Here is a 22,804-nt window from a genome sequence, read left to right on the forward strand (position 1 = left end):
AATTTATAATTTACGGCTTATATAATGGTTTGTGCATATAAAGGGGAAAGAGGCTAGATGGGGAGTGTGAATAAGTGGAAGGTGCTCGTCACAGAGCGTTTTGATATTTGGTTGAGTGAGCAAGATGAAAGTACAAGAGAATCGGTGTTATCCGCATTGAATAACTTGCGGACTTATGGACATAAATTATCGCGTCCCTACGCGGATACCTTGAAAGAATCACGATATTCCAATATGAAAGAATTGCGAATTCAGCATCAAGGTAAACCACTACGCGCATTTTTTGCATTTGATCCACTTCGTCAGGCGATCGTATTATGTGCAGGCGATAAAAGTAACGACAAACGTTTTTATGAAAAAATGATCCGTATCGCAGATGATGAATTTGCAGCATATTTAATGACTTTGGAGAAATAAATGAGCAAATTAACGACATTAGATGAATTGATTGCGAGACAATCTCCTGAATCACAAAAACGCATTCAGGAAATGACAGAGGAACTGGTTCTTGAAACTGGACTGGCAATGTTGCGTGAAGAGCTTCAACTGTCACAGAAAGTGCTGGCTGATAATTTAGGGATTTCTCAACCTGCAATCACGCAAATTGAGCAACGTGGCAATGAATTAAAATTATCAACTTTGAAACGCTATATTGAAACGATGGGAGGGAAATTGAGCCTTGCGGTCGAAATGCCGACAGGGAATAGCCATATTTTCCGCATTTGAGTTTTTCATTCAATAAATCAATAAGGTGGACTATGATAGCCCACCTGACTTTTTGTCGATATTATAGGAAAGAGCGGTACGGTAGTTCCGGCTCGTCAGTAAAAATATCATCAAAACCGCGCCAGTGTTGGAAGTACATTTTGGCTTTATCGGTCGGGAAGGTATATTTGCCGCCGACTTGCCAGAAGAACGGCGCGAATTGATAGCCCAAACGATCCTTTTTCATCTTCCATAACACTTCGATTTCACGCGGATCGCTTTGGAAATTTGACCAAATATCGTGGTGAATCGGAATCACTACTTGGGTATTCAAACATTCGGCGGCACGCAAAATATCGGAGGAAGTCATTTTATCGGTTACGCCGCGCGGGTTTTCACCGTAAGACATTAACGCCACATCAATTTTATAGTCGTTGCCGTGTTTGGCGTAATAGTTAGAATAGTGGGAGTCGCCGGAGTGATATAAGTTGCCGCCGTCGGTTTCAAACAAGTAGTTCACGGCGCGTTCGTCCATGCTGTCGAGAATGCTTTTATCTGTTGACGAGACGCCTTGCGGCAGGGTGACAAGTGCGGTTCGGTCAAAGGCGTCCAACACCCGCACTTTGACATCGCCGACCTCAATCACATCGCCGACTTTAGCGGTGATACAGCGCTCTGCAGGCACGCCCCATTTTGTCCACAAATCGACACAGGCTTTAGGGCCGATAAATTTCACTTTGTCGCTGCAATTTTGCAACACCGCGGCGGCTACATTCGGATCGATGTGATCGGCGTGATCATGGGTTGCCATCACCGCATCAATTTCTTTGATCGCAAACGGATCCAACACGAAAACCGAGGTGCGCAAGTTCGGCTGCAAATTACGCACGCCGCCCATCCGCATCATTTGGTGTTGCTTATTCATGAAGGGATTTTTGCCGCTGCGTTTGCCGGTGCCGCACCAGAAATCGACGGAAATATTGGTATTGCCGGCGGTTTTCAACCAAATTCCGGTACAGCCCAACCACCACATGGCAAATGTGCCTTTTTGCACTTGCTCCTGTTCGATTTGCTCGTTCAACCACGTTCCCCATTCGGGAAAGGTGCTTAAAATCCATGATTCGCGAGTGATTTCATTAACTTTGCTCATAATAGTTACCTTTTTTTAGATTAACGAACTGTTGATATGACTCGCTATCACGGAATTGATTACACCAAAATCACTTCAACGCCTTTATTGCGCAGCGCCGAAATAATCGCTGGATCGGCATCTTTGCCGGTAATAACGATGTCCAAATTTTCTGCCGGGGAGAACAATGTGCCTATTCGCTGTCCGACTTTCGAGCTATCGACTAAAGCCACCACCTTATTGACATGGTTCAGCATTTTTTGCTCGACCATGGCGGAAAGCAAATCGACTTTAAATAGCCCTTCTTCACTCAAACCGCTGCCACTGGTGAACATATAATGCCCCGCATAGTAGGTGTCGGCTTTTTGATCCGTAGTTAAAAACAGATTTCTCTCTTTGTAATATTGACCGCCCAGCACGACCAAATTTTCATGTTGTTGTTCGATCAAATAATTTAACAGCGGAAAATAGTTTGTTATCACTTGTACGGATTTTCCGCAGATTTCTTGTCCCAACATAAATGCGGTTGAACCGCAATTAATCACAATACTGTCGCCGTTTTTGCAAATTTTTGCCGCCTGTTTTGCAATGCGCGCTTTTTCGTCATAATTCGCAGTTTCATAAATAGTCAACGGCGACCAGTTATTATTTTTATTCTCTTCACACGGGTATGCCCCATTACGGACTTTTTTCAGTTTTCCCTGTGTATCTAATTTGGTGATGTCACGTCGAGCGGTCGCCGGTGAAATGCCAAAGGTGTTCACAATTTCGGTAACTGTGATTGAACCTTGCTGTTGCAACAGCTCTAATAATGCATTTTGTCTTTTTAATTCCGTCATAAAAACCTCACAATGATTATGTGTGATTTTTTATTAATATAACAAATCACACATATGATTATCAATGATTTTTTAATCAAAACAACTCAAATATTGATTATTTATTAGTATCAAATTGATTTATAAATTAAAAATAAATTTGAACTTAACTTGCATGTGTTTTTAAATGTGTTAAGGACTAAAAAAATTTAGATCTAGCTCACATAAAATCAAAAATGATCTTCATTTAATCATAATAAATGACCTATTATGTGTTCCGAAATCGTATATATGACCAAAGTGCGGTATTTATCGATTTAAACACAAAAATATTATCATTTTTGCTCACAATCCTATCACCTCTATGGAGTGAATTATGGAAACACTATATAACATATTTTACATATTCTATAGCCAAGTTATGACAAAAGCCCCATTATTGTTGGGTTTGGTAACGTGTATCGGCTATATTCTTTTGCGTAAAGATACGACGACGGTATTAAAAGGCACCATCAAAACCATTGTTGGTTTCATGTTGGTGCAAGTCGGTGCTTCTACTTTGGTTAGCGGTTTCAAACCGGTGATTGAAAAATTATCCGAGTATCATCATTTGACCGGCTCGGTGATTGATCCTTATACCAGTATGATGGCGACCATGGAAACCATGGGCGATGATTACTCTTGGGTCGGTTATGCGGTGTTATTGGCATTGGCGCTGAATATTTTGTTGGTGGTATTCCGCCGTTTTACCGGCATTCGCACCATTATGCTCACCGGGCACATCATGTTCCAACAGGCGGGGTTGGTTGCCGTATTCTATTTGGTGATTGGTGCCTCAATGTGGGAAACCATTATTTATACGGCGATTTTGATGGCGCTTTATTGGAGTATCTCATCGAATATCATGTATAAAGCCACACAAGCCGTGACCGGCGGCGCCGGCTTTTCTATCGGACACCAACAGCAATTCGCCTCGTGGATTGCGACCAAAATCGCCCCGAAATTGGGCGATAAAAATGATTCGGTGGATAATTTGAAATTGCCGAAATGGCTGCATATCTTCCATGACAGCATTTCTGCCACCGCGATTGTGATGACCGTATTCTTCGGCATTATTTTGCTTTCGTTTGGCTTGGATAATCTACAGGCAATGGCGGGTAAGACCCACTGGACGATTTATATTTTGGAAACCGGGTTGAAATTTGCCGTGGCAATCCAAGTGATCGTTGCCGGGGTGCGCATGTTCGTTGCCGAGCTTTCCGAAGCGTTCAAAGGGGTTTCCGAACGGATTATTCCGAATGCGGTGTTGGCAATTGATTGTGCCGCGATTTATGCTTATTCCCCGAATGCGATGGTATTCGGCTTTATGTGGGGCGCAATCGGTCAGTTTGTGGCGGTAATCGGTTTGTTGATGTTCAGCTCGCCGATCATGATTATTCCGGGCTTTATTCCAATGTTCTTCTCGAATGCGACCATCGGGGTATTTGCCAACCATTTCGGCGGTTGGAAGTCGGTGATGAAAATCTGTTTCGTGATGGGGATCATCGAAGTCTTGGGGTCGGCATGGGCGATTCAAATTTTTGCCGATAACGGCACCGCTTTTAACGGCTGGATGGGCATGGCGGACTGGGCATTGGTATTCCCGCCGATCTTACAAGGGTTGAATAGCATTCCTTTGTTCTTCTTTGCGATTATCGCTGCTGCCATGGTCTATATGGCATATGCGTCCAAAAAATTGCGTGCCGATGAAGCCGCTGCCGCTGCCGCGGGCAAAACGCTGGATCAAATGGACGGTTACGGTGTGGATGAATCCATTATGGAAGATGAGGATGAAAGTGCGGTTGACGACAGGTTGAGTGAAATCAAACCGGTGCGGGTGTTGGCAGTGTGCGGCAACGGGCAAGGTTCCTCCATGATGATGAAAATGAAAATCGGCGCTTATCTGGATAAAAAAGGCATTCCGAATATTATGGATTCCTGCGCGATTTCCGATTATAAATCCAAGTTAAGCAGCACCGACATTATCGTTTCCTCGAAACATTTGGCGGGTGAAATGCAAGTATCGGAAGGCAAGTTTATCCTTGGAGTGCAAAATATGCTGAATCCGAATTCGTTTGGCGATGAATTGATTGCCATTATCCAGCAACATTTCGGCAAAAACTAATGAGAATCCGATTCCGGTAGTGGCTTTCACTACCGGAAGCCTGAAGGGAGAGTAAGAGATGAATTTAAAACAGTCACTGATTGAGAATAATTCGATCAAATTGAACCAACACGCGGGTAATTGGCGGGAAGCGATAAAAATCGGCACCGATATGCTGGTGGCTTCCGGTGCGGTTGAGCCGCGTTATTATGACGCAATCGTACAGAGTATCAATGAATTAGGTCCTTATATCATTCTTGCGCCGGGTTTGGCAATGCCGCACGCAAGACCAGAGGACGGCGTGAATAAAACGGCATTTGCGTTGGTGACTTTGGCGGAACCGATCGTGTTTGAAGGCGAAGAAACACCGGTGGATATATTGATTACCTTAGCCGGCAGCACGTCGGATCAGCATATGCAAGGCTTGATGGAAATCACCCAAGTGCTTGATGACGAAGAAAGCGAAACAGGCGTTGACTTGGCGAAAATAAAAGCTTGTAATAGCAAAGAAGATATTTACCGCGTGATTGACGACGCACTGAATAAAGCTTAACTGATTATTTTATGATTGAAAAAGAGAGGATATATGACTAAACCATTACTGCAAATCGCATTAGATTCGTTAAATTTAGAAACCGCACTTGAAACCGCGGAAAATGTGGCAAGTTATGTCGATATTATCGAAATCGGCACGATTTTGGCGTTTGCCGAAGGAATGCCGGCAGTGAGTGCCTTGAGAAAAGCACATCCGAAGCATATTTTGGTTTGTGATATGAAAACCACCGACGGCGGTGCGATTTTAGCCAAAATGGCGTTCGAAGCCGGTGCGGACTGGATTACGGTATCTGCCGCCGCGCACATCGCCACCATCGGCGCCTGTAAAAAAGTCGCCGACGAATTTGGACGTGAAATCCAAATCGAATTATACGGTAACTGGACCTTGGAAGACGCGCAAAGCTGGGTCGATTTAGGTATCAACCAAGCGATTTACCACCGTTCGCGCGACGCAGAGTTGGCAGGCGTGGGCTGGACGGAAGCCGATTTGGTGAAAATGAAACAGTTATCCGATTTAGGTCTGCAACTGTCGATTACCGGCGGTATCGTAGCGGAAGATGTACACCTGTTTGCGCCGATCCAAAATGCCAAAGCCTTTATTGCCGGACGTGCCTTGGTCGGTGAAAAAGGCAAAGCCACCGCCGAAGCAATTCGTGCCGAAATTGAAAAATATTGGTGATTCGCATTTACACTGAAGACGTTACAGATTAAGCCCGTGTCGGTCAAACCGAGCGGGCTTTTGCTTTGCTGAAGGGGAAGGTCAATACTCGGTCTTATCTTTAAACTCACACAAATCTTCGATAATACAGGCGCCGCAGCGCGGTTTTCTGGCGACGCAGGTGTAGCGCCCGAGCAGGATAAGCCAGTGATGAACGTCGACTTTAAATTCGTCCGGCACGACTTTGAGCAGTTTTTCTTCCACTTTGACCACGTCTTTGCCGGGGGCGAAGTTGGTGCGGTTGGAAACGCGGAAAATATGGGTATCGACCGCAATCGTCGGCCAGCCGAAAGCGGTGTTCAGCACCACGTTGGCGGTTTTGCGCCCGACGCCGGGCAGGGCTTCCAACGCTTCGCGTGATTCCGGCACATCGCCGTGGTGTTTATCCAACAGTAAACGACAGGTTTTAATCACGTTTTCCGCTTTGCTGTTATATAAACCGATGGTTTTGATGTATTCCTTCAAACCGTCCACGCCCAGATCCCAAATCGCTTGCGGTGTGTTGGCGACGGGGAACAGTTTATCGGTGGCTTTGTTGACGCCTTTATCGGTGGCTTGCGCCGATAAAATGACGGCGATCAACAACTCAAACGGCGAGCTGAAATTCAGCTCGGTGGTCGGCTTCGGATCGGCGTCACGCAGGCGGGTGAGAATTTCAATTCGTTTTTGCTTATTCATACCGCACTTTATGCCTTTTTATGATCAATGATATTTTTGACGGCCAATATCAGCCCCAAACCGATAAACGCGCCCGGTGGCAAAATTGCCAGTAAAAAGCTGGTGTCGACATGCAGAATTTCAATCCGTAGTGATGTTGCCCACGGACCGAACAGTTGATCCAAGCCGTCAAACAGCGTGCCGTTGCCGAGTATTTCACGCATTGCACCCAAAATAAATAGACTGAGAGTCATGCCTAAACCCATTGAAAACCCGTCGAATAATGACGGTAATACGCCGTTTTTGGAAGCAAAGGCTTCGGCGCGTCCGATGACGATACAGTTGGTGACGATCAGCGGAATAAAAATCCCCAAAGATAAATACAGATCATACACAAACGCGTTCATCAGCAGTTGCACCGCGGTGACGGTGGCGGCAATAATCATCACGTAAATCGGAATGCGGATTTCGTGCGGAATTGCGCTGCGGAAGAGCGACACAATCGAGTTGGTGCAGATCAACACCAACATGGTCGCCAGCCCTAAACCAAGGGCGTAGGTGACGCTGTTGGATACCGCTAACAGCGGGCACAAGCCTAATAACTGGACTAAAGTCGAGTTATTGTCCCATAAGCCTTGACGAAAAATACCGCGCCAATCGTTTGCCGCGGTTTGAGGCGCGGTGTCAATTTCCATAATGTCGATTGTACCGACTTGCTCTGATATTAGGCGTTCCGACATATTTTCCTCACTTATCGACATGCTTCAAATTGGCTTGGCGGATGATGCTGAAAATCGCTGACTACCGCACTTGCCGCGGCTTTAATCGCGTTAATCACCGCTCTTGGCGTAATGGTTGCGCCGGTGAATTGATCGAACCGACCACCGTCTTTTTTCACCGCCCATTCGTTCTGATTTTCAAGGCTGAACAGTTGCTGATTAAAACCGTAGATCCAATCGGATTTGCTGGTTTCCAATTTATCGCCCAAGCCCGGTGTTTCTTTGTGTGCCAGTGTCCGCACGCCTAATACTTTGCCGTCGGGGGTGATCCCAACCAGGATATCAATTCTACCGGAATAGCCCTGATTGGTGGTGGCTTTAATTGCATAAGCGGTGGTTTGCCCCTGTTTTTGCGCAATGTAAATCTGTTGCAATTGCGGATAACGGTCGGCGTCGGGCACAACACAATGTTGTAATAAATTATTATCGAAATAATCCGCCGGAATCACCTGTGCCAGTTGCTGCCGCTGTTGGTTCAATGCGGCGTTATCGATCCGCTGTTTGGTCAGCAAAAAAACGCCAATCGAAAGTGCGGTACAGAGCAGGGCAACCAATGCCAAAATCAGGGCGGAGCGAAAGGTGGTTTTAATCATCGTCTAACCTTATTTTTTAACCGGATAACCGTATACGCGCGGGCGGGTGTAGTGGTCGATCAGCGGCACGCAAATGTTTGCCAATAAAATCGAGAATGCCACCGCGTCAGGATAGTTGCCGTAGTTGCGAATGACATAAATCAGTAAGCCGACCAATGCGCCGAAAATCAGTTTGCCGCGTGGCGTAATTGAGGCGGTGACCGGATCGGTCGCAATAAAGAACGCACAAAACATGGTGGCGCCGCTGAATAATTGCCACAACGGATTCGGCAATGCTTGCTCGGAAAACAGCCAGTCGGCGCAACTCAACAAGGCAAGGCTCAGCAATAGCGCGAACGGAATTTGCCAGTGGATGATTTTTTTCCACAATAACAACAGCCCGCCAAGTAAAAACGCCAGATTCAGCTGCCACCAACCGTTGCCGAGTGAGCCAAGTGCGGTTTGGCTGAAAATCGGCGATTGGCTGACATCAAGCCAACTTTTTTGCGCCAGTAAACCGCTGCGCAACGAATCTAACGGGGTCGCTTGGCTAATGCCGTCGATGGTGGCGGTGAGCTGAACCAGCGAGTAACCGTCACTGCTGATGCCGCTAAAAATCAAGGCAACGGTGTCGTTCCAAGTCGGCGGTTCGTTTAGCAGGGCGATCGGCGGCATCCAGCTGGTCATTTGCAACGGGAAGGAGATTAACAACACCACATAACCGACCATTGCCGGATTAAACGGATTTTGCCCTAAGCCGCCGTACACATGTTTGCCTAAAATCACGGCGCAAAAAGTGCCGATTAAAATGATCCAATAAGGCGCATAGGGCGGAATCGCGACCGCTAAAATCAGCGCGGTGAGAATGACACTAAAGTCGGAAACATAAAATAACAGCGGTTTACGGCGCAAATAAGTGACGAACAACTCAAGCAGATAGGCGAAACCGACCGCCAGTCCGATTTGGATAAATACGCCGAAGCCGAAATAAAAGATCTGCACCGCAATTGCCGGCAGCATTGCCACAATCACCCACAACATAAAACGCGCGGTTAAGTTGCTGGAATGGGTATGCGGGGAACTGACTATTTTAAACATCTCTCTTTCCTATGGCTTTTCGGTTTCAGCGCTGGCTTGCTGCGCCGCTTTTTTGGCTTTGGCACGCGCAATCGCGGCGGCAACGGCGGCTTTGCGCGGCTCGGTTTCAACCGCACTTGCCTGCGGTTTTTCTGTTTGAACGTCAAGCGCACTTTCGCTTGCATTGCCGGCTTGCGCCGCTTTTTTGGCTTTGGCGCGCGCGATGGCGGCGGCAACCGCGGCTTTGCGCGGGTCGGTTTCAACCGCACTTGCCAACGGTTTTTCTGTTTGAACGTCAAGCGCACTTTCGCTTGCATTGCCGGCTTGCGCCGCTTTTTTGGCTTTGGCGCGCGCGATGGCGGCGGCAACCGCGGCTTTGCGCGGATCGGCTTCAACCGCACTTGCCTGCGGTTTTTCCGTTTGAATGCCAACCGCACTTTCGCTTGCATTGCTAGTCTGCGCCGCTTTTTTGGCTTTGGCGCGCACAATCGCGGCGGCAACGGCGGCACTTTTTTCGCTGGTTGAATCAGCGGTTTGTTCCGCTTGCTTGTCGGCTTGCTGTTGTAACCGTCGCGCTTTGCGTTGCGCCATGAGTTCGCGGTTATCCGGCAGCACTTCGCCGGCTTTAGTTCGACGTGTAGCGGTTTCAGGGTTGGCAGTTGCGGCATTGTCAGCTGTTTGGGCTTCAGCCGCTTTTTTCGCTTTTAAGCGTTCTAAGGCGGCTTTGACCGGATCTTCGCCTTTTTGTTGCGCAATTTCTTGGCGGCGTTTTTCGGCGGCTTGCTGTGCGCGTTGCTCGCGCTGCAATTTCTCTTTCAGCAAACGCGCTTCGCGCTGTTCAAACCGCACTTTTGCCTCTTCTGCCAAGCGCTCTTTATGTTTGATTTCGGCGATTTTGGCCTTTTCCTGGCGGAAATATTGAATCAACGGAATATTACTCGGGCAGACATAGGCACAAACGCCGCATTCGATACAAGCGCTGAGATCATATTGTTCCGATTTGGCGTGATCCTCGCTGCGCGCAAACCAGTACAGTTGTTGGGGCAGCAGTTGCACCGGGCAGGCGTCGGAGCAGCTGGAACAACGGATGCAGTTTTGTTCCGGCGCGGGCGGCGCATATTCAAAGTGATCCGGCGCAATCAGGCAGTTGGTCATTTTGTTAACCGGCGCTTGCGGATTCGGCAGAATATAGCCCATCATCGGACCGCCGACGAAAATCGGCAAACGGGCGTCCGCTTGGTATTTCACTTGTTGTAGCAGGGTTTGAATCGGGGTGCCGAAACGTACCCAATAGTTACGCGGTTGCGGGATTTTATCGCCGGTCAGGGTGACGACGCGTTCAATCAACGGTTCATCATTGATCACCGCGCGTTTAATCGCAAATACCGTCGCCACATTGTGCATTAAAATGCCGAGCGAAGAAGAACGCGCGCCTTTCGGCACTTCCAAACCGGTCAGCACTTGAATCAGCTGTTTTGAGGCGCCGGACGGATAAATGGTCGGAATCACGCGCAACTCAATGTCATTCGCGCCTTGAAGTGCGGTTTTGATCGCTTGAACCGCCTGCGGTTTGTTATCTTCGATCGCAAACACGATTTTTTCCGGGCGGGTGAGGTAGCGCAAGATACGGATACCTTCCAGAATTTCCTGACTGTAATCCTGCATTAGACGATCATCGCAGGTGATATAAGGTTCGCATTCCGCGCCGTTGATAATCAGCAGTTTGATCCCATTGACGACATAATTGATTTTATTGGCACTCGGGAACACCGCTCCGCCGAGCCCGGCGATCCCGGCTTGGTAAATCCGCTCGATCAACTGTTCCGTGCTGAACGACATAAAATCGTCGCTGAAAGTGCGGTCACGCCATTGATCCAAACCGTCCGCCTGCAATACCACCGTCGCTTCGCTCAAGCCGGACGGATGGTTGGCGGGATAAGCACCAATATCAATAATAGTGCCCGAGGTCGGCGCGTGAACCGGCAATTTACTCAGCAATTGATGATGGGTCAGCTGTTGTCCTTTCAGCACGTAATCGCCGATGTTTACCAGCAGATCGGCAGCGTCGCCGACATGTTGTTTCAGCGGGATATAAAAGCGCTCGGGCAGGGCGAGGCGACCGATTTTCTTTTGGTTCGATTGGGTTTTCATCTCCGCCGGGTGAACGCCGCCGGGAAATTGCCACAGTTTGCCGCTGTTGATTCGTTGAATGAGATCTTTCATGCTAGCCTTCATCAGACGGTTTTGCAACGGTGATGGTATGATCAAGCGAGGTAATCGGAATAATCAGCTTCGGATCAAATTTCCAATTCCATTGTTCGATGTTATTTTCGACTTTTTCCATGGTAATACAGTCTGTCGGACAAGGGGCGACACATAATTCGCAACCGGTGCAGAGATCGGCGATCACCGTATGCAAGGCTTTATTCGAGCCGATAATTGCGTCGACCGGACAGGCTTGAATACATTTGGTGCAACCGATACACATCTCTTCGTGGATAAAGGCGACTTTGACTTCAGGCGCGCCTTCGGCAAAATCGGTACTCGGCACTTCAACCCCGAGCATATCGGCAAGCTGCACCACCAAGGGTTGCCCGCCGGGCACGCATTTGGTAATGACATCGCCGTTGGCAATCGCTTCGGCATACGGGCGGCAGCCGGGATAACCGCACTGCCCGCATTGGCTTTGCGGCAGAATCGCGTCAATTTGCTCGACAATCGGATCGCTTTCCACTTTCAGTTTCACCGAGGAAAAACCGAGAATTGCGCCGCAAACCAATGCCAGCAAGGCAATTAGGATCAGCACCCAGTGAAGTGCGGTCAGCTCGCTTAACAAACTCATTAGCTGTGTACCAAATTGGTAAAGCCTAAAAAGGCAAGCGACATTAAACCGGCGGTGATCAGCGCGATAGAGGCGCCTTGAAACGGTTTCGGCACATCGGCGGCGGCTAAGCGTTCACGCAAAGCGGCAAACAGCACCAACACCAAAGAAAAACCGAGCGCGGCACTGAAGCCGTAAATCACGGATTGGACTAAATTATGCGCCAGATTAATATTTAATAACGCCACGCCTAATACGGCGCAGTTGGTGGTGATCAGCGGCAAGAAAATACCGAGCAAACGGTAGAGTGTCGGGCTGGTTTTATGGATCACCATTTCGGTGAATTGCACCACCACGGCAATCACCAAAATGAACACCAAAGTCCGCAGAAAGTCTGCGCCGAGCGGCATTAAAATATAGCGGTCGATTAAATACGAACACAGCGAAGCGACCGTCAACACAAAGGTGGTTGCCAGTCCCATGCCGATGGCGGTTTCAATTTTTTTGGAAACGCCCATAAACGGACATAGCCCGAGAAATTTAATCAGGACAAAGTTGTTGACAAGTGCGGTTCCAAGTACTAATAACAGGTAATCGATCATAACTATTCAACCGGAAAAACGAGGATGTATTATCCGTTTTTCTGAAACTAAGAACAATACTAAAATCAGATTAAATTTGAAATTAAAGTGCGGTCAAATCTAATATCAAGGGGCGGAGGCTATTCCGCCATTAACGGCGGCGGCAGTGGTTCGGGCTCGCCTAAAAAATAAGGCTCCTTTTCGGTTAACAAATCCCACAGCATATATATCCGGGCAAAAAATTCACGGATTCGGACACTGTAACGTTCGTCAGGGTATTCGGCGGCATAGCAGATTGCGTCAATATTGTAATATTGCGCAATAAACAGGGCGCGTTCGCAGTGGAATTTTTGCGACACGATGGTGATGGAGTTGGCATGAAAAATACTTTTCGCCCGAATCACCGAATCGAGGGTGCGAAAGCCGGCAAAATCCAGATACATAAATTCCGCGTTGACGCCGAGTTTGCGTAAATCGTAAAACATATTGCGCGGTTCGTTATATTGCGGCGTGCGATTGTCGCCGCTTAACAGCAGATAATCAACCTTATTGTTTTTGATTAATTCCTGTGCGGCGAGCAGACGGTTGTAATAAAACAGGTTAAGCGAGTTATCGCTGAAATAGCGTGAAGTGCCGAGAACCAAGGCATAAGGGCGGTGTGGAACCGCATGGATATCATCATAAATCTTGTCGCGCACATAAAATCCGATGGTTTGATCGGCGATGATGATGGTAATCACGGAAAAAGAAACGAGAAATGCCAGATATTTCAAGCGCTCTTGCAACCAACGGCAGATCAGCGAGAGTCGCTTGGTGACTGCGGGGGGGATGTTGGAAGCGTTATCTGACATTTTATGTGATCTCATACTAGGGACTATTAGTAATGAAACGGGATAAAGTGATGGTTTATTCTAACAATATAAAGCAGTTATCGCTAGGCAAATCATTTTATTTTGTGTGCGGCGTCAGATTCTTGGATCGGCTTTCATGATAGGTGATGTACAAAATTGCCAGAATAATCAAACCGGCGCCAAGCCAAAGCCGCCCCGGCGGAACCGCTTGAAAAACCAGCCAGCCGCCTAACACATTCAGTGGTAACTTCAGAAAATCAAACGGTTGTAAATAGGCGGCGTCCGCCAAATTATATGCCTTGGCGATCGCCAGTTGTGCAATCGCAGTCAGAAACCCGAGCAGGATCAGATAGCCTAATTGGGCTGTATCGGGCAGGCTTAGTCCGGCGCTTTGCAATACACTCAGCAGATTAAACGGCGTGATGAGAATAAACAGATACACCACAATCGTGGTCGGCGAATCGTGCGCAGACAGTTTTTTCACCATGAGAGAATAAATCGCCCAGCACAACGCTGCCGCAAGCGGCAACAGGGCAACGGGATTAAAATCTTCCGCCCACGGTTTGAGAATAATCATCGCTCCGGCGAAACCGAGCAAAGTTGCCAACATGCGGTTGATACCGACTTTTTCTTTTAAAAACAATGCCGCGCCCAAAGTGGCGAACAGCGGGGAGGTCATAATCAAGGCAATGCCTTGCCAGATGGGAATCGGGTACATTAAGGCGCTGATCCAACATTGAATCCCGATCACCGAAATCCCGATCCGCAGAATATGCCAAAGCAAGTGCCGGGTTTTCAGCACGCTTTTACCCGCTCTAAATAGACTGGGGGCAAGAAACAATAAGGCGAACAAGTATTGGAACAGTGCGACCGAGGCGGAGTCAATCGTGGTTTGCGTGCCTAAAATCTGGGTAAGCGTATTGATGACGGCAAAGACGATACCGGCAAGTATCATTGCCAATGCGCCTTTAATCGGGTGATGTAACATCGGATCGGTGGCCTTATGCGAGAGTGGAAATTGCGCTTAAGCATAGCGTTAACCGCCGAAAAAGCAAGAGTGAAAATAGCGGTGTATCATTCCAGATGTTTAGACGGCTAAAATTGCTTGACAATGATTTTAGGGATCGGTAATTTATGTTCTTAATTTAGAACAGAATATAAAAAACAGCATTGCAAGGTAGTTATGGCGGTCAAATCCACTCAATTATTTACTGAACAACCGATCCGGTTACTTTTAGGCGGGCAGCTCGGTAATATTACGGTGGCGTACCAAACTTACGGGCAATTGAATGCAGAGAAGAGCAATGCGGTGTTGATTTGCCATGCCTTGACCGGCGATGCCGAACCGTTTTTTGCCGATGAAAGCGAAGCAAAAGGCTGGTGGCAGAGTTTTATGGGGCCGGGTTTGGCGTTGGATACCGATCGCTTTTTCTTTATCTGTTCCAATGTGTTGGGCGGTTGCAAAGGCACGACCGGCCCCTCCTCGATTAATCCCGCCACAGACAAACCCTATGGCAGCCAATTTCCGGCGATTACCATTCAAGATATAATTCGGGTGGAAAAGGCGCTGCTGGATCATTTGCAAATACCGCACTTGCGTGCCGTGATCGGCGGCTCGTTCGGCGGCATGCAAGCAACGCAATGGGCAATCGACTATCCGGATTATGTTGGTTGTGTGGTGAATCTTTGTTCTTCCTTGTATTTTAGTGCCGAAGCGATTGGTTTTAACCATGTTATGCGTCAGGCGATCATTGCTGATCCGCACTTTAATCGCGGCGACTATTACCACGGACCGGCACCGGAACAAGGTTTGGCGATTGCCAGAATGCTGGGCATGCTGACTTACCGCACCGATATTCAGCTGAATAAAGCCTTTGGGCGGGTGCAAAAACAGGTGCCGGAACATTTTGGTGATTATTTTCAAGTGGAATCGTATCTCAGCTACCAAGGCAAAAAATTTCTTGATCGCTTTGACGCCAATAGTTATCTGCACCTCACCCGCGCATTGGATTTATACGATCCGGCGCTGAATTACGACCATGATATCAAACAAGCGCTGAGCCGGATTAAAGCCCGCTATATTCTGGTTGCCGTAGCCAATGATCAATTGTTCAAAGCGGTCGATATGCGTAAAAGCAAGGCATTATTGGAAGAAAACGGCGTCGAACTGGATTATCACGAGTTTAATTCCGATTTCGGACATGACGCTTTTCTGGTCGAATACGATTTCTTTGAGCCGATGATTCGTAAGGGACTGGAATAAGCGAATACAGCAGCCATCTTTCGTTTCGTCGTTATTCGGCGCATAATTTTTTGTAAATAACACTATTTTAGAACTCAAAATAATGTAAACTACGCATTAATCCAATGATTATTAAATATAAATAAATCGAATTATTTTCGGGAGGTTGCGCCATGTTCAAACGCTTCGCGCTAAATACGGTGATTATGGCAACTGGTTTCGCGCTTGTTAGCACATTTAGTTATGCTAATTCACTTAAAAACGTACTCGTACAATCTTTAGTCAATGACCCTATATTAAAAGAAGCCGAGGCTGAATTAGGCGCAGCGAAAGATAGAGTGGAACAGGCAAAAGGCGGGCATTATCCGGTGGTTTCGTTGACCGGGAATAAAGTCTTATCGCAATATCACAAAGATCCGGGTGACCGTAAAGAAAGCAAAATTGTGCCCGGAGTCAGGGGTTCAATTAATTTATATGCTTTTGGCGCGATTGAAAAAGACGTTGAAAAGAATAAAGAAAATGAAAAATATTACAACTTCAAATACTACGAAAGCCGTGAAGAATTGGCTTATACCATTTCAGAATTGTATTTGAATGCGTTGCAGGCAAAAGAAAAGATTGCAGTTGGTGAGCGTAATTTACAGCGTCATAATGAAATTTTGGCGGATTTGGGCACGATTGTCTTAAATGATGAAGGGCGTGAGTCGGAATATGTGCAAGCGGAATCCCGTGCAATTTTGGTTGAACAGGAAATTAATGAATATCAGCGCGAGCTATATCAAAATTTGACACAGTTAGCGACCTATACCGGCAATCAGATTACGGAAAAAGAGTTGCAAGATCCGTTTACCAAATTATCCGTTGATGTACTCTATAAAAATTATTCGGCAAAAGATGTCAGAAGCACGGCAACCTACCAAGCACAAGCCGCCGAGTTAGAAACCAATCTAAAAGATCACGAATTATCAAAACTCAAAAAATTGCCAAAGATTGATTTGACGGCAACAGCCACCAGCGAAGATCGCGAAGCCGCGATTAACGTCAATTGGGATGTGTTTAACCATACCTCCAGTTATGAAGTGAGAGAAAAAGCGAATGTGATTGCGTCATCCAAAGAGCGGTTACACCGGGTCGAGCGCAATATTCGTGAAACATCAAATTTAGCGCAATTAGATATCAAACGAAATACGATTCAATTGCGAACCATTAAAAAACAAATTACAGCCTCGAAAAAGGTGGCGGAGTTTTACCGATTGCAATTTGATTTGGCTCGTAAGACATTGATTGAACTATTAAATGCACATAGCGAATTATTCAGTGTCGAAATGGCGCAGGTGAATACGCAAAGTGCTCTGCGCAAGGCAAAACTTGACTACCTGCGTTCGCAAGGAACGCTTGCCGAATGGGCGGGTTTTCCACGCAATGCGCGGAAATAATCCAAAGATGAGAATAACGGCAATAAAAGCAGAGAATTCTGCTTTTATTGCTTTTCCTTTTAAAGAAGCATAATAACGATGAAACTAATTATTGAAAATATTTCTCTGGCAACACAATTGGTGGGCTCGCAACTTTCTGTCGCGACGTTAACCGCGAATGTTATCCGCAATAACGATATGGGAATTAACTTTTCTTCATTGCAAGAGTTTTTAAAAAGTGAAGGGTTTGAAAATACGATCTCACAACGGGCGTTAGAAGATATCCCCTCTTTGGCAATGCCGGCGGTGGTGCTGTTGCAAAATGAAGAGGCGGCGGTGATTATTGCAATAGAAGGATATGGGCAAGAGCGAGTATATACCATTCAGCAATTGGACGGTTTGACCCAGCGTATCAACCACGCGGATTTAGTGAAAACATACCTTGGATATTGTTGGTTTATCAAACCGAAAATTGGGGTTGACGCCCGTTCGGAACTGCCGGAATATAAAATGCCGAAGGCATGGTTTTTTAAGGTGATTTGGCGTTTTAAACGCTATTACTATCAGGTTATTCTTGCCACGTTTATCATTAACTTCTTGGCGCTCGTCAGCTCGCTTTATGTGATGAATGTCTATGACCGGGTGATTCCTAATCAAGCGTATAACACCTTGTGGGTTTTGAGTATTGGTGTGGTTATTGCGATTACGTTTGAGTTTATTGCGAAAATGATCCGAGGGCATTTAACGGATATTGCCGGTAAGAAGGCGGATTTAATTATTAGTTCCGCGCTTTTTCGGCGGGTGGTCGGGTTAAAATTACAAGAACGCCCGGCATCTTCGGGTTCTTATGCCAGTAATTTACGTGATTTTGAATCAGTGCGCGATTTTATGACCAGCGCAAGTTTGCTAACCTTGGTCGATTTGCCATTCTTACTGCTTTTTATTTCGGTGATTTGGCTAGTGGCAGGCAATTTGGCGATTGTACCATCAGTTATTATTCCGTTAGTGATTTTGGTCGGTTTTTTAGCACAAGGCCCGCTAGCCAAATACATCAATGAATCAATGAAAGAGTCATCACAACGTCAAGGGCTGGCAGTAGAAGCAATTGAAGGCTTGGAAACGCTGAAAACCAATAATGCGGCGAAATGGGCGCAAAAACGTTGGGATCACTACACCGCAACCAGTGCCGCTTCGTCGATTAAACTGAAAGATACCAGTAACTTCGTGGTTAACTTTGCCACCGCAATGCAACAACTGAATACGGTATTTTTAGTGGTTTACGGTACTTATCTGATACACAGTGAAGATCCGACGGAAAAAATCACTATGGGGGCATTGATTGCGGCGGTGATTCTATCCGGGCGCGCCCTTGCGCCGGTCGGACAAATTGCCGGTTTGGCAGTGCGCTTTCAACAGGCTTGGGTTGCCTTGAAGGGCGTTAACGGCATTATTGAACGCAAAACGGATCGCGATAGCGAGCGCAATTACGTCACTCTTGAACAAGTTCAGGGCGAACTGCAATTTAACAACGTTAATTTCTCTTACGACAAGGACGCCGCTCCGGCGTTGAGCCAATTAAATTTAACCATTCGCCCGAGAGAAAAAGTCGGGATTTTAGGGCGAATCGGCAGTGGGAAATCGACCGCACTGAAAGCCGGTTCGGGGTTATATGATTTGAACTCAGGGACTATTTCCTTAGACGGTGTGGATTTACGCCAGCTAGATCCTAATTTCCTACGTAATCAAATTTTGCTGTTAGAACAAAATCCACGCCTGTTTTTAGGCAGTTTGCGCGAGAATATGGATCTAGCCCGTATGGACGGTTTTTCGAGCGATCAGGATTTAATTCGGGCTTTGACGGTATTTGGTTTGGATAAACTGATTCGTAATCACCCGCGTGGCTTGGATATGCCGCTGGGCGAAAATGGGTTAGGATTATCGGGCGGACAGAAACAGGTGATTGCACTGGCGAGAATGTTATTACGTAACCCCAAAGTGGTGTTATTGGATGAACCGACAACCGCACTTGACCAAGCCAGTGAAATTCAAGCATTACGAGTGATTGCTAATTGGTGTCGCAACCGTACGATGGTGATCGTGACTCATCGACCACAAGTATTACAAATTGTCGATCGGATCGTGATTATTGACCAAGGCAAAGTTGTGATGGATGGGCCTCGTGACGCAGTGCTGAAAAAATTGGCCGAAAATGAAAGAAAGCAACAACAGCAAGCTCAAGCCGCACAGGCGCAAGTAAAACAACCCGAGCAACAAACCACCCAACTTGATGTAACGCTGTAGGAAAAGAATGATGTCAGAAAAACAAGAAACAACGGTTACGACCAAAGGCAAAACAGTACCAAGTGCGGTCAATCAGCAATTGATTACCGATAATACACCGAGCAAAGAAAAGTACAGCAAACGGGATTTAAAGCTGTTAACCGACCTGAATGCGGCCATCCAACAGGAAAAACATACGGGGTTGTTTTGGGGAATTATTTTACTGTTTGCTTTTTTAACCGTATTTTTAATTTGGGCATACAATAGTCCGTTGGAAGAAGTTACCCGCGGACAGGGCAGCATTATTCCGAGTAGCCGTGAACAGGTGATTCAGAGCCTAGACCCGGGGATTTTAAGTGAAATGCAAGTTAAAGAAGGGGATTTGGTTGAAAAAGGACAAGTCCTATTGAAATTGGATGATACCCGTAGCTCAGCCGGTTTGCGCGAAAGTCAAGCTAAAGTGCAGAACTTGGCGGCGGTTGTAACGCGCTTGGAAGCCGAAGCCTATAATCGAGTTCTTAAGTTTGCCGAAGATACGCCGCAAGAGCTAGTTGACCGGGAAACTGCGGTCTATAATTCACATAAACAAGCGCTAAAAGAGTCGATCAATAGTTTGAGTGAAAGTAAAAAATTGCTGGATCGAGAAATTGCGATGACAACACCAATGGTAGCCAAAGGGGCGGTATCGGAAGTCGAAGTGCTGAGAATGCGTCGCCAATCCAGTGAATTGCAATTGCAAATTGTTGAACGGCAAAACAAATATGTGACCGACGCCAATAGTGAATTGGTTCGGGTTCAAACCGAATTGCAACAAGCTCGGGAAAATATGGCAATGCGAGCTGATCCGGTAGAGCGTTCCTTGATCCGCTCCCCACTTAAAGGGATAGTGAAAAATATTCGGATCAATACTATCGGGGGAGTAATCAGTGCCGGGCAAGATATTATGGAAATTGTTCCGGTGGAAGAAAAATTGGTGGTTGAAGCTTATATCAGCCCGCGTGATGTCGCTTATGTCCGTCCGGGAATGGAAGCGCTAGTCAAGTTGTCGGCATATGATTACGCCATTTATGGTGGTTTGGATGGCGTGGTGACATTACTCAGTCCGGACACCTTACACGACCAAAAACGACCGAGTGATTTAAAATTGAATGCTAATGAAGCCTATTACCGGGTATTGGTAACTACCGAATCAAGCACCTTAACCGATAAAAACGGAAAAGAATTGCCGATTATTCCCGGTATGATTGCCACGATTGATATCAAAACCGGTGAAAAAACCGTATTCCAATATTTAGTCAAACCGATCACCCGCTTGAAGCAGGCATTGCAAGAGCGCTAGTTTATATTTTTGAAGGTGCAAAACGGGATAATGACACGAGCATTATCCCGTTTTGTTTTGCGTGCTAAGTTGTTGTTAAATTGCGATAGTTTCCATATTATGCCGTTTGAATTTATCGGCTAAGTCCGCTAATTTTTCTCCATTCGGCAAGCGCAACAGTGTTGCGATTTCATATAGCGGTACGATCACAAATTCGCGATTGTGCATATCATAGTGCGGTACGGTCAGGCGTTCGTTATTAATGATGTTGTCGCCATACAGCAGAATATCCAAATCCAAAGTACGTTCACCCCAGCGACGTAAGCGGATTCGTCCTTGCCGTTGCTCGATGTGTTGCAGCTGATCCAATAAATCCAGTGGTGAAAGCGCGGTTTCAATCGCGGCGACGGCATTGATAAAATCCGGCTGATCTTGCGGTCCGAGCGGTTTGCTACGATAAAACGAACTCACCGCGGTGACTTCGGTTTGCGGCAACGCATTTAACGCTTCAACCGCACTTTGCAATTGTTCAAGCGGATTGGCTAAGTTGCTACCCAGTGCGATATAAGCTGTTGCTTTCAAAATATTACTCGGCTTGTTATTCAGCATTGGATTTCGCTCGATTGCTTGGTTTGCGGCGACGGTAACGGCGTTTTTTCTTCGCTTGCGGATCGCGTTGATTTTGCTCCGCCATTAAATTTTCACGCTGTTGCGGATTGCTGAGTTGGTATTCGTGCCACCATGTGGTCAGCTCGATCAATTCGCCGCCTTCCAGTTCGGCACGCATTGCCAACAGATCATATCCGGCGCGGAATTTGGCTTGCGCCATGGTTTTTTCCGCACGGTTGCCGCTGCGTTTCGGCAGTTGCAATTGTAACGACCAAATTTCGCGCACCACCAAGGTATAGCGTTTCGGCACGGTCAAGGCAAGGCATAAACCGTCCAAAACTTCACTTGCCGCCACTGAAAACGCATCGTAATTGTTGAGATTGGCCTCGTTTTTCAGTTGATCCATTTTTTCACGTAGCGGATACCAATAAAATGCGGCGAATAAAAATGCCGGATTAACCCGTAAATTATCTTTGATTCGTTCATCGGTTGATTGAAGTGCGGTACGAATCATACGCTCTGCCAACGAATCTTGTTTGCCGGTGAAAAACGGGATCAGCGTCGGGAACAGATACGGCAACAGTTGATATTGATTGAGCAACTCATAGGTTTGCAGCCCGCAGCCGCTTTGCAGTAATTTTAACGATTCGTCGAACAGACGTGCCGCCGGAATATTGCGTAGTAACGGGGCGCAGGTTTTGATCGGCGCTTCACTGTCGCGATCCAAAAACATATCCAGTTTTGCCATAAAGCGCACGGCGCGCAGCATGCGCACCGGATCTTCTTGATAGCGGGTTTCCGCATCACCAATCAAACGCAATTTACCATTGCGCAAATCCTCCACGCCGTTGAAATAGTCAATGAGCATATTGTGTTTCGGATCGTAATACAGCGCATTAACCGTGAAATCGCGTCGTTTGGCATCCTCTTCCAATGTGCCGAACACGTTATCACGCAATAGCATGCCGTCTAAACTTTGACGCGATAGTTCGCCTTTATGTTCGTCTTGATGATCCGCGCGGAAGGTCGCCACTTCAATTACCTCGCGCCCGAACATAATGTGCGCCAAACGGAAACGCCGTCCGATCAGGCGGCATTGGCGTTGAAACACTTTTTTGATTTGATCGGGGCTGGCATTGGTCGCGACATCAAAATCTTTCGGCTGTTTTTCCAATAATAAATCGCGCAAACAGCCGCCAACCACATAGGCTTCATAACCATTACGTTGTAACTTTTCCACCACGGTCAACGCATTGCGTTGGATCATGCGTGGATAAATGCCGTATTCCGCCGCTTTCAGATGATATTTATGGGGCACCGCATGATGGTGCACTTTGCGTTTCGGTTTAGGTTGGTTTTCCAAATTCGGATTTGGGCGGATTTTCGCTTTATGGGAGTGCGTAGCATGTTGGATTTCATCGTTTTTCGGCGGGCTTTTTGCTTTGTTTTTTTTGCCGAAAAATTGTTTGATTAACGTTAAAATGGGACACCTCGCTGAGATAACAGCTGTTTGATAATTATCGGATAAGTTTGC

22 protein-coding genes are annotated in these 22,804 nt (G+C 46.8%); 9 read left to right on the forward strand and 13 right to left on the reverse strand.

From position 1 onward, the window contains the following. The first annotated feature begins 57 nt into the window (after positions 1-57). Together ACWA5Z_RS09435 and ACWA5Z_RS09440 are read left to right on the forward strand one after the other, a co-directional pair. A complete protein-coding gene (locus tag ACWA5Z_RS09435; RefSeq protein WP_431051760.1) occupies positions 58-417 on the forward strand; it encodes a type II toxin-antitoxin system RelE/ParE family toxin in 360 nt (119 codons plus the stop codon). Further along, the gene (locus ACWA5Z_RS09440) at positions 418-726 is read left to right on the forward strand and encodes a helix-turn-helix domain-containing protein (RefSeq protein WP_431051762.1); all 309 of its coding nucleotides are present in this window, start codon (positions 418-420) and stop codon (positions 724-726) included. A gap of 61 nt (positions 727-787) precedes the next feature. Here the strand turns inward: ACWA5Z_RS09440 and ulaG are convergent, their stop codons facing one another. Further along, positions 788-1,855 carry an L-ascorbate 6-phosphate lactonase gene (gene ulaG / locus ACWA5Z_RS09445; protein ID WP_431051764.1) on the reverse strand — a complete coding sequence of 356 codons (1,068 nt, stop codon included), beginning with the start codon at positions 1,853-1,855 and terminating at the stop codon, positions 788-790. A gap of 59 nt (positions 1,856-1,914) precedes the next feature. Further along, complete coding sequence (ulaR, locus tag ACWA5Z_RS09450) at positions 1,915-2,673, reverse strand: HTH-type transcriptional regulator UlaR (protein ID WP_431051766.1); 759 nt, start codon at positions 2,671-2,673, stop codon at positions 1,915-1,917. A 355-nt stretch (positions 2,674-3,028) separates the two neighbouring features. Here ulaR and ACWA5Z_RS09455 point away from each other — a divergent pair, with 355 nt between their 5' ends. From ACWA5Z_RS09455 to ACWA5Z_RS09465, 3 genes are read left to right on the forward strand one after another with little or no spacing between them, the layout of a single operon-like run. Then, complete coding sequence (locus ACWA5Z_RS09455; protein ID WP_431051768.1) at positions 3,029-4,816, forward strand: PTS ascorbate-specific subunit IIBC; 1,788 nt, start codon at positions 3,029-3,031, stop codon at positions 4,814-4,816. A 58-nt stretch (positions 4,817-4,874) separates the two neighbouring features. Then, on the forward strand, positions 4,875-5,348 hold the full coding sequence (locus tag ACWA5Z_RS09460; protein ID WP_431051770.1) for a PTS sugar transporter subunit IIA: 474 nt from the start codon (positions 4,875-4,877) through the stop codon (positions 5,346-5,348). Between the two features lie 33 nt (positions 5,349-5,381). Then, positions 5,382-6,029, forward strand: coding sequence for a 3-keto-L-gulonate-6-phosphate decarboxylase UlaD (locus ACWA5Z_RS09465; RefSeq protein WP_431051772.1), 648 nt, complete (start codon positions 5,382-5,384; stop codon positions 6,027-6,029). An 81-nt stretch (positions 6,030-6,110) separates the two neighbouring features. On the opposite strand, the gene nth is transcribed toward ACWA5Z_RS09465, so the two are convergent. The 9 genes from nth to ACWA5Z_RS09510 all read right to left on the reverse strand — a co-directional run bounded on the left by nth (position 6,111) and on the right by ACWA5Z_RS09510 (position 14,394). Beyond that, the gene (gene nth, locus ACWA5Z_RS09470) at positions 6,111-6,746 is read right to left on the reverse strand and encodes an endonuclease III (RefSeq protein ID WP_431051774.1); all 636 of its coding nucleotides are present in this window, start codon (positions 6,744-6,746) and stop codon (positions 6,111-6,113) included. Positions 6,747-6,754: 8 nt separating this feature from the next. Then, on the reverse strand, positions 6,755-7,420 hold the full coding sequence (locus ACWA5Z_RS09475; protein WP_431054327.1) for an electron transport complex subunit E: 666 nt from the start codon (positions 7,418-7,420) through the stop codon (positions 6,755-6,757). 56 nt (positions 7,421-7,476) lie between these two features. After that, positions 7,477-8,097, reverse strand: a complete 621-nt coding sequence (gene rsxG / locus ACWA5Z_RS09480) for an electron transport complex subunit RsxG (protein WP_431051776.1) — start codon at positions 8,095-8,097, stop codon at positions 7,477-7,479. A 9-nt stretch (positions 8,098-8,106) separates the two neighbouring features. Then, positions 8,107-9,174 carry an electron transport complex subunit RsxD gene (rsxD, locus tag ACWA5Z_RS09485; protein ID WP_431051778.1) on the reverse strand — a complete coding sequence of 356 codons (1,068 nt, stop codon included), beginning with the start codon at positions 9,172-9,174 and terminating at the stop codon, positions 8,107-8,109. Positions 9,175-9,183: 9 nt separating this feature from the next. Beyond that, positions 9,184-11,376: an electron transport complex subunit RsxC gene (rsxC, locus tag ACWA5Z_RS09490; RefSeq protein WP_431051780.1), complete on the reverse strand. Its 2,193-nt coding sequence runs from the start codon at positions 11,374-11,376 to the stop codon at positions 9,184-9,186. 1 nt (position 11,377) lies between these two features. After that, complete coding sequence (gene rsxB, locus ACWA5Z_RS09495; RefSeq protein ID WP_431051782.1) at positions 11,378-11,995, reverse strand: electron transport complex subunit RsxB; 618 nt, start codon at positions 11,993-11,995, stop codon at positions 11,378-11,380. Beyond that, positions 11,995-12,576, reverse strand: a complete 582-nt coding sequence (rsxA, locus tag ACWA5Z_RS09500; RefSeq protein WP_431051784.1) for an electron transport complex subunit RsxA — start codon at positions 12,574-12,576, stop codon at positions 11,995-11,997. The genes rsxB and rsxA overlap by 1 nt, the downstream gene beginning before the upstream one ends. Before the next feature lie 119 nt (positions 12,577-12,695). Continuing rightward, positions 12,696-13,406, reverse strand: coding sequence for a SanA/YdcF family protein (locus ACWA5Z_RS09505; protein ID WP_431051786.1), 711 nt, complete (start codon positions 13,404-13,406; stop codon positions 12,696-12,698). Between the two features lie 97 nt (positions 13,407-13,503). Continuing rightward, positions 13,504-14,394, reverse strand: a complete 891-nt coding sequence (locus tag ACWA5Z_RS09510; protein ID WP_431051788.1) for a DMT family transporter — start codon at positions 14,392-14,394, stop codon at positions 13,504-13,506. Positions 14,395-14,589: 195 nt separating this feature from the next. Here ACWA5Z_RS09510 and metX point away from each other — a divergent pair, with 195 nt between their 5' ends. The 4 genes from metX to ACWA5Z_RS09530 all read left to right on the forward strand — a co-directional run bounded on the left by metX (position 14,590) and on the right by ACWA5Z_RS09530 (position 20,682). Continuing rightward, positions 14,590-15,669: a homoserine O-acetyltransferase MetX gene (metX, locus tag ACWA5Z_RS09515; RefSeq protein WP_449343095.1), complete on the forward strand. Its 1,080-nt coding sequence runs from the start codon at positions 14,590-14,592 to the stop codon at positions 15,667-15,669. Between the two features lie 152 nt (positions 15,670-15,821). Next, positions 15,822-17,084, forward strand: a complete 1,263-nt coding sequence (locus tag ACWA5Z_RS09520; protein ID WP_431051790.1) for a TolC family protein — start codon at positions 15,822-15,824, stop codon at positions 17,082-17,084. 78 nt (positions 17,085-17,162) lie between these two features. Next, entirely contained in the window at positions 17,163-19,364 is a 2,202-nt protein-coding gene (locus ACWA5Z_RS09525) for a type I secretion system permease/ATPase (protein ID WP_431051792.1), read from the forward strand. A gap of 7 nt (positions 19,365-19,371) precedes the next feature. Then, positions 19,372-20,682: an HlyD family type I secretion periplasmic adaptor subunit gene (locus tag ACWA5Z_RS09530; RefSeq protein ID WP_431051794.1), complete on the forward strand. Its 1,311-nt coding sequence runs from the start codon at positions 19,372-19,374 to the stop codon at positions 20,680-20,682. A gap of 75 nt (positions 20,683-20,757) precedes the next feature. Here ACWA5Z_RS09530 and folK read toward each other — a convergent pair whose 3' ends face one another. Continuing rightward, positions 20,758-21,270, reverse strand: a complete 513-nt coding sequence (folK, locus tag ACWA5Z_RS09535; protein ID WP_431051796.1) for a 2-amino-4-hydroxy-6-hydroxymethyldihydropteridine diphosphokinase — start codon at positions 21,268-21,270, stop codon at positions 20,758-20,760. Then, positions 21,260-22,537: a polynucleotide adenylyltransferase PcnB gene (pcnB, locus tag ACWA5Z_RS09540; protein ID WP_449343134.1), complete on the reverse strand. Its 1,278-nt coding sequence runs from the start codon at positions 22,535-22,537 to the stop codon at positions 21,260-21,262. Before pcnB ends, folK begins: the two co-directional genes overlap by 11 nt. Positions 22,538-22,804: the final 267 nt, after the last annotated feature.

The organism is Testudinibacter sp. P80/BLE/0925, assembly GCF_053570785.1.

Coding starts and splice junctions, on each gene's coding strand:
- rsxC (WP_431051780.1), bottom strand. CDS start 11,376: ATGAAAGATCTCATTCAACGAATCAACAGCGGCAAACTGTGGCAATTT.
- folK (WP_431051796.1), bottom strand. CDS start 21,270: ATGCTGAATAACAAGCCGAGTAATATTTTGAAAGCAACAGCTTATATC.
- ACWA5Z_RS09525 (WP_431051792.1), top strand. CDS start 17,163: ATGAAACTAATTATTGAAAATATTTCTCTGGCAACACAATTGGTGGGC.
- pcnB (WP_449343134.1), bottom strand. CDS start 22,537: ATGATCCAACGCAATGCGTTGACCGTGGTGGAAAAGTTACAACGTAAT.
- rsxD (WP_431051778.1), bottom strand. CDS start 9,174: ATGTTTAAAATAGTCAGTTCCCCGCATACCCATTCCAGCAACTTAACC.
- ACWA5Z_RS09435 (WP_431051760.1), top strand. CDS start 58: ATGGGGAGTGTGAATAAGTGGAAGGTGCTCGTCACAGAGCGTTTTGAT.
- ACWA5Z_RS09460 (WP_431051770.1), top strand. CDS start 4,875: ATGAATTTAAAACAGTCACTGATTGAGAATAATTCGATCAAATTGAAC.
- rsxA (WP_431051784.1), bottom strand. CDS start 12,576: ATGATCGATTACCTGTTATTAGTACTTGGAACCGCACTTGTCAACAAC.
- metX (WP_449343095.1), top strand. CDS start 14,590: ATGGCGGTCAAATCCACTCAATTATTTACTGAACAACCGATCCGGTTA.
- ACWA5Z_RS09510 (WP_431051788.1), bottom strand. CDS start 14,394: ATGTTACATCACCCGATTAAAGGCGCATTGGCAATGATACTTGCCGGT.
- ACWA5Z_RS09440 (WP_431051762.1), top strand. CDS start 418: ATGAGCAAATTAACGACATTAGATGAATTGATTGCGAGACAATCTCCT.
- ACWA5Z_RS09520 (WP_431051790.1), top strand. CDS start 15,822: ATGTTCAAACGCTTCGCGCTAAATACGGTGATTATGGCAACTGGTTTC.
- ACWA5Z_RS09455 (WP_431051768.1), top strand. CDS start 3,029: ATGGAAACACTATATAACATATTTTACATATTCTATAGCCAAGTTATG.
- ACWA5Z_RS09530 (WP_431051794.1), top strand. CDS start 19,372: ATGATGTCAGAAAAACAAGAAACAACGGTTACGACCAAAGGCAAAACA.
- ACWA5Z_RS09475 (WP_431054327.1), bottom strand. CDS start 7,420: ATGGAAATTGACACCGCGCCTCAAACCGCGGCAAACGATTGGCGCGGT.
- rsxG (WP_431051776.1), bottom strand. CDS start 8,097: ATGATTAAAACCACCTTTCGCTCCGCCCTGATTTTGGCATTGGTTGCC.
- nth (WP_431051774.1), bottom strand. CDS start 6,746: ATGAATAAGCAAAAACGAATTGAAATTCTCACCCGCCTGCGTGACGCC.
- rsxB (WP_431051782.1), bottom strand. CDS start 11,995: ATGAGTTTGTTAAGCGAGCTGACCGCACTTCACTGGGTGCTGATCCTA.
- ulaR (WP_431051766.1), bottom strand. CDS start 2,673: ATGACGGAATTAAAAAGACAAAATGCATTATTAGAGCTGTTGCAACAG.
- ACWA5Z_RS09465 (WP_431051772.1), top strand. CDS start 5,382: ATGACTAAACCATTACTGCAAATCGCATTAGATTCGTTAAATTTAGAA.
- ulaG (WP_431051764.1), bottom strand. CDS start 1,855: ATGAGCAAAGTTAATGAAATCACTCGCGAATCATGGATTTTAAGCACC.
- ACWA5Z_RS09505 (WP_431051786.1), bottom strand. CDS start 13,406: ATGTCAGATAACGCTTCCAACATCCCCCCCGCAGTCACCAAGCGACTC.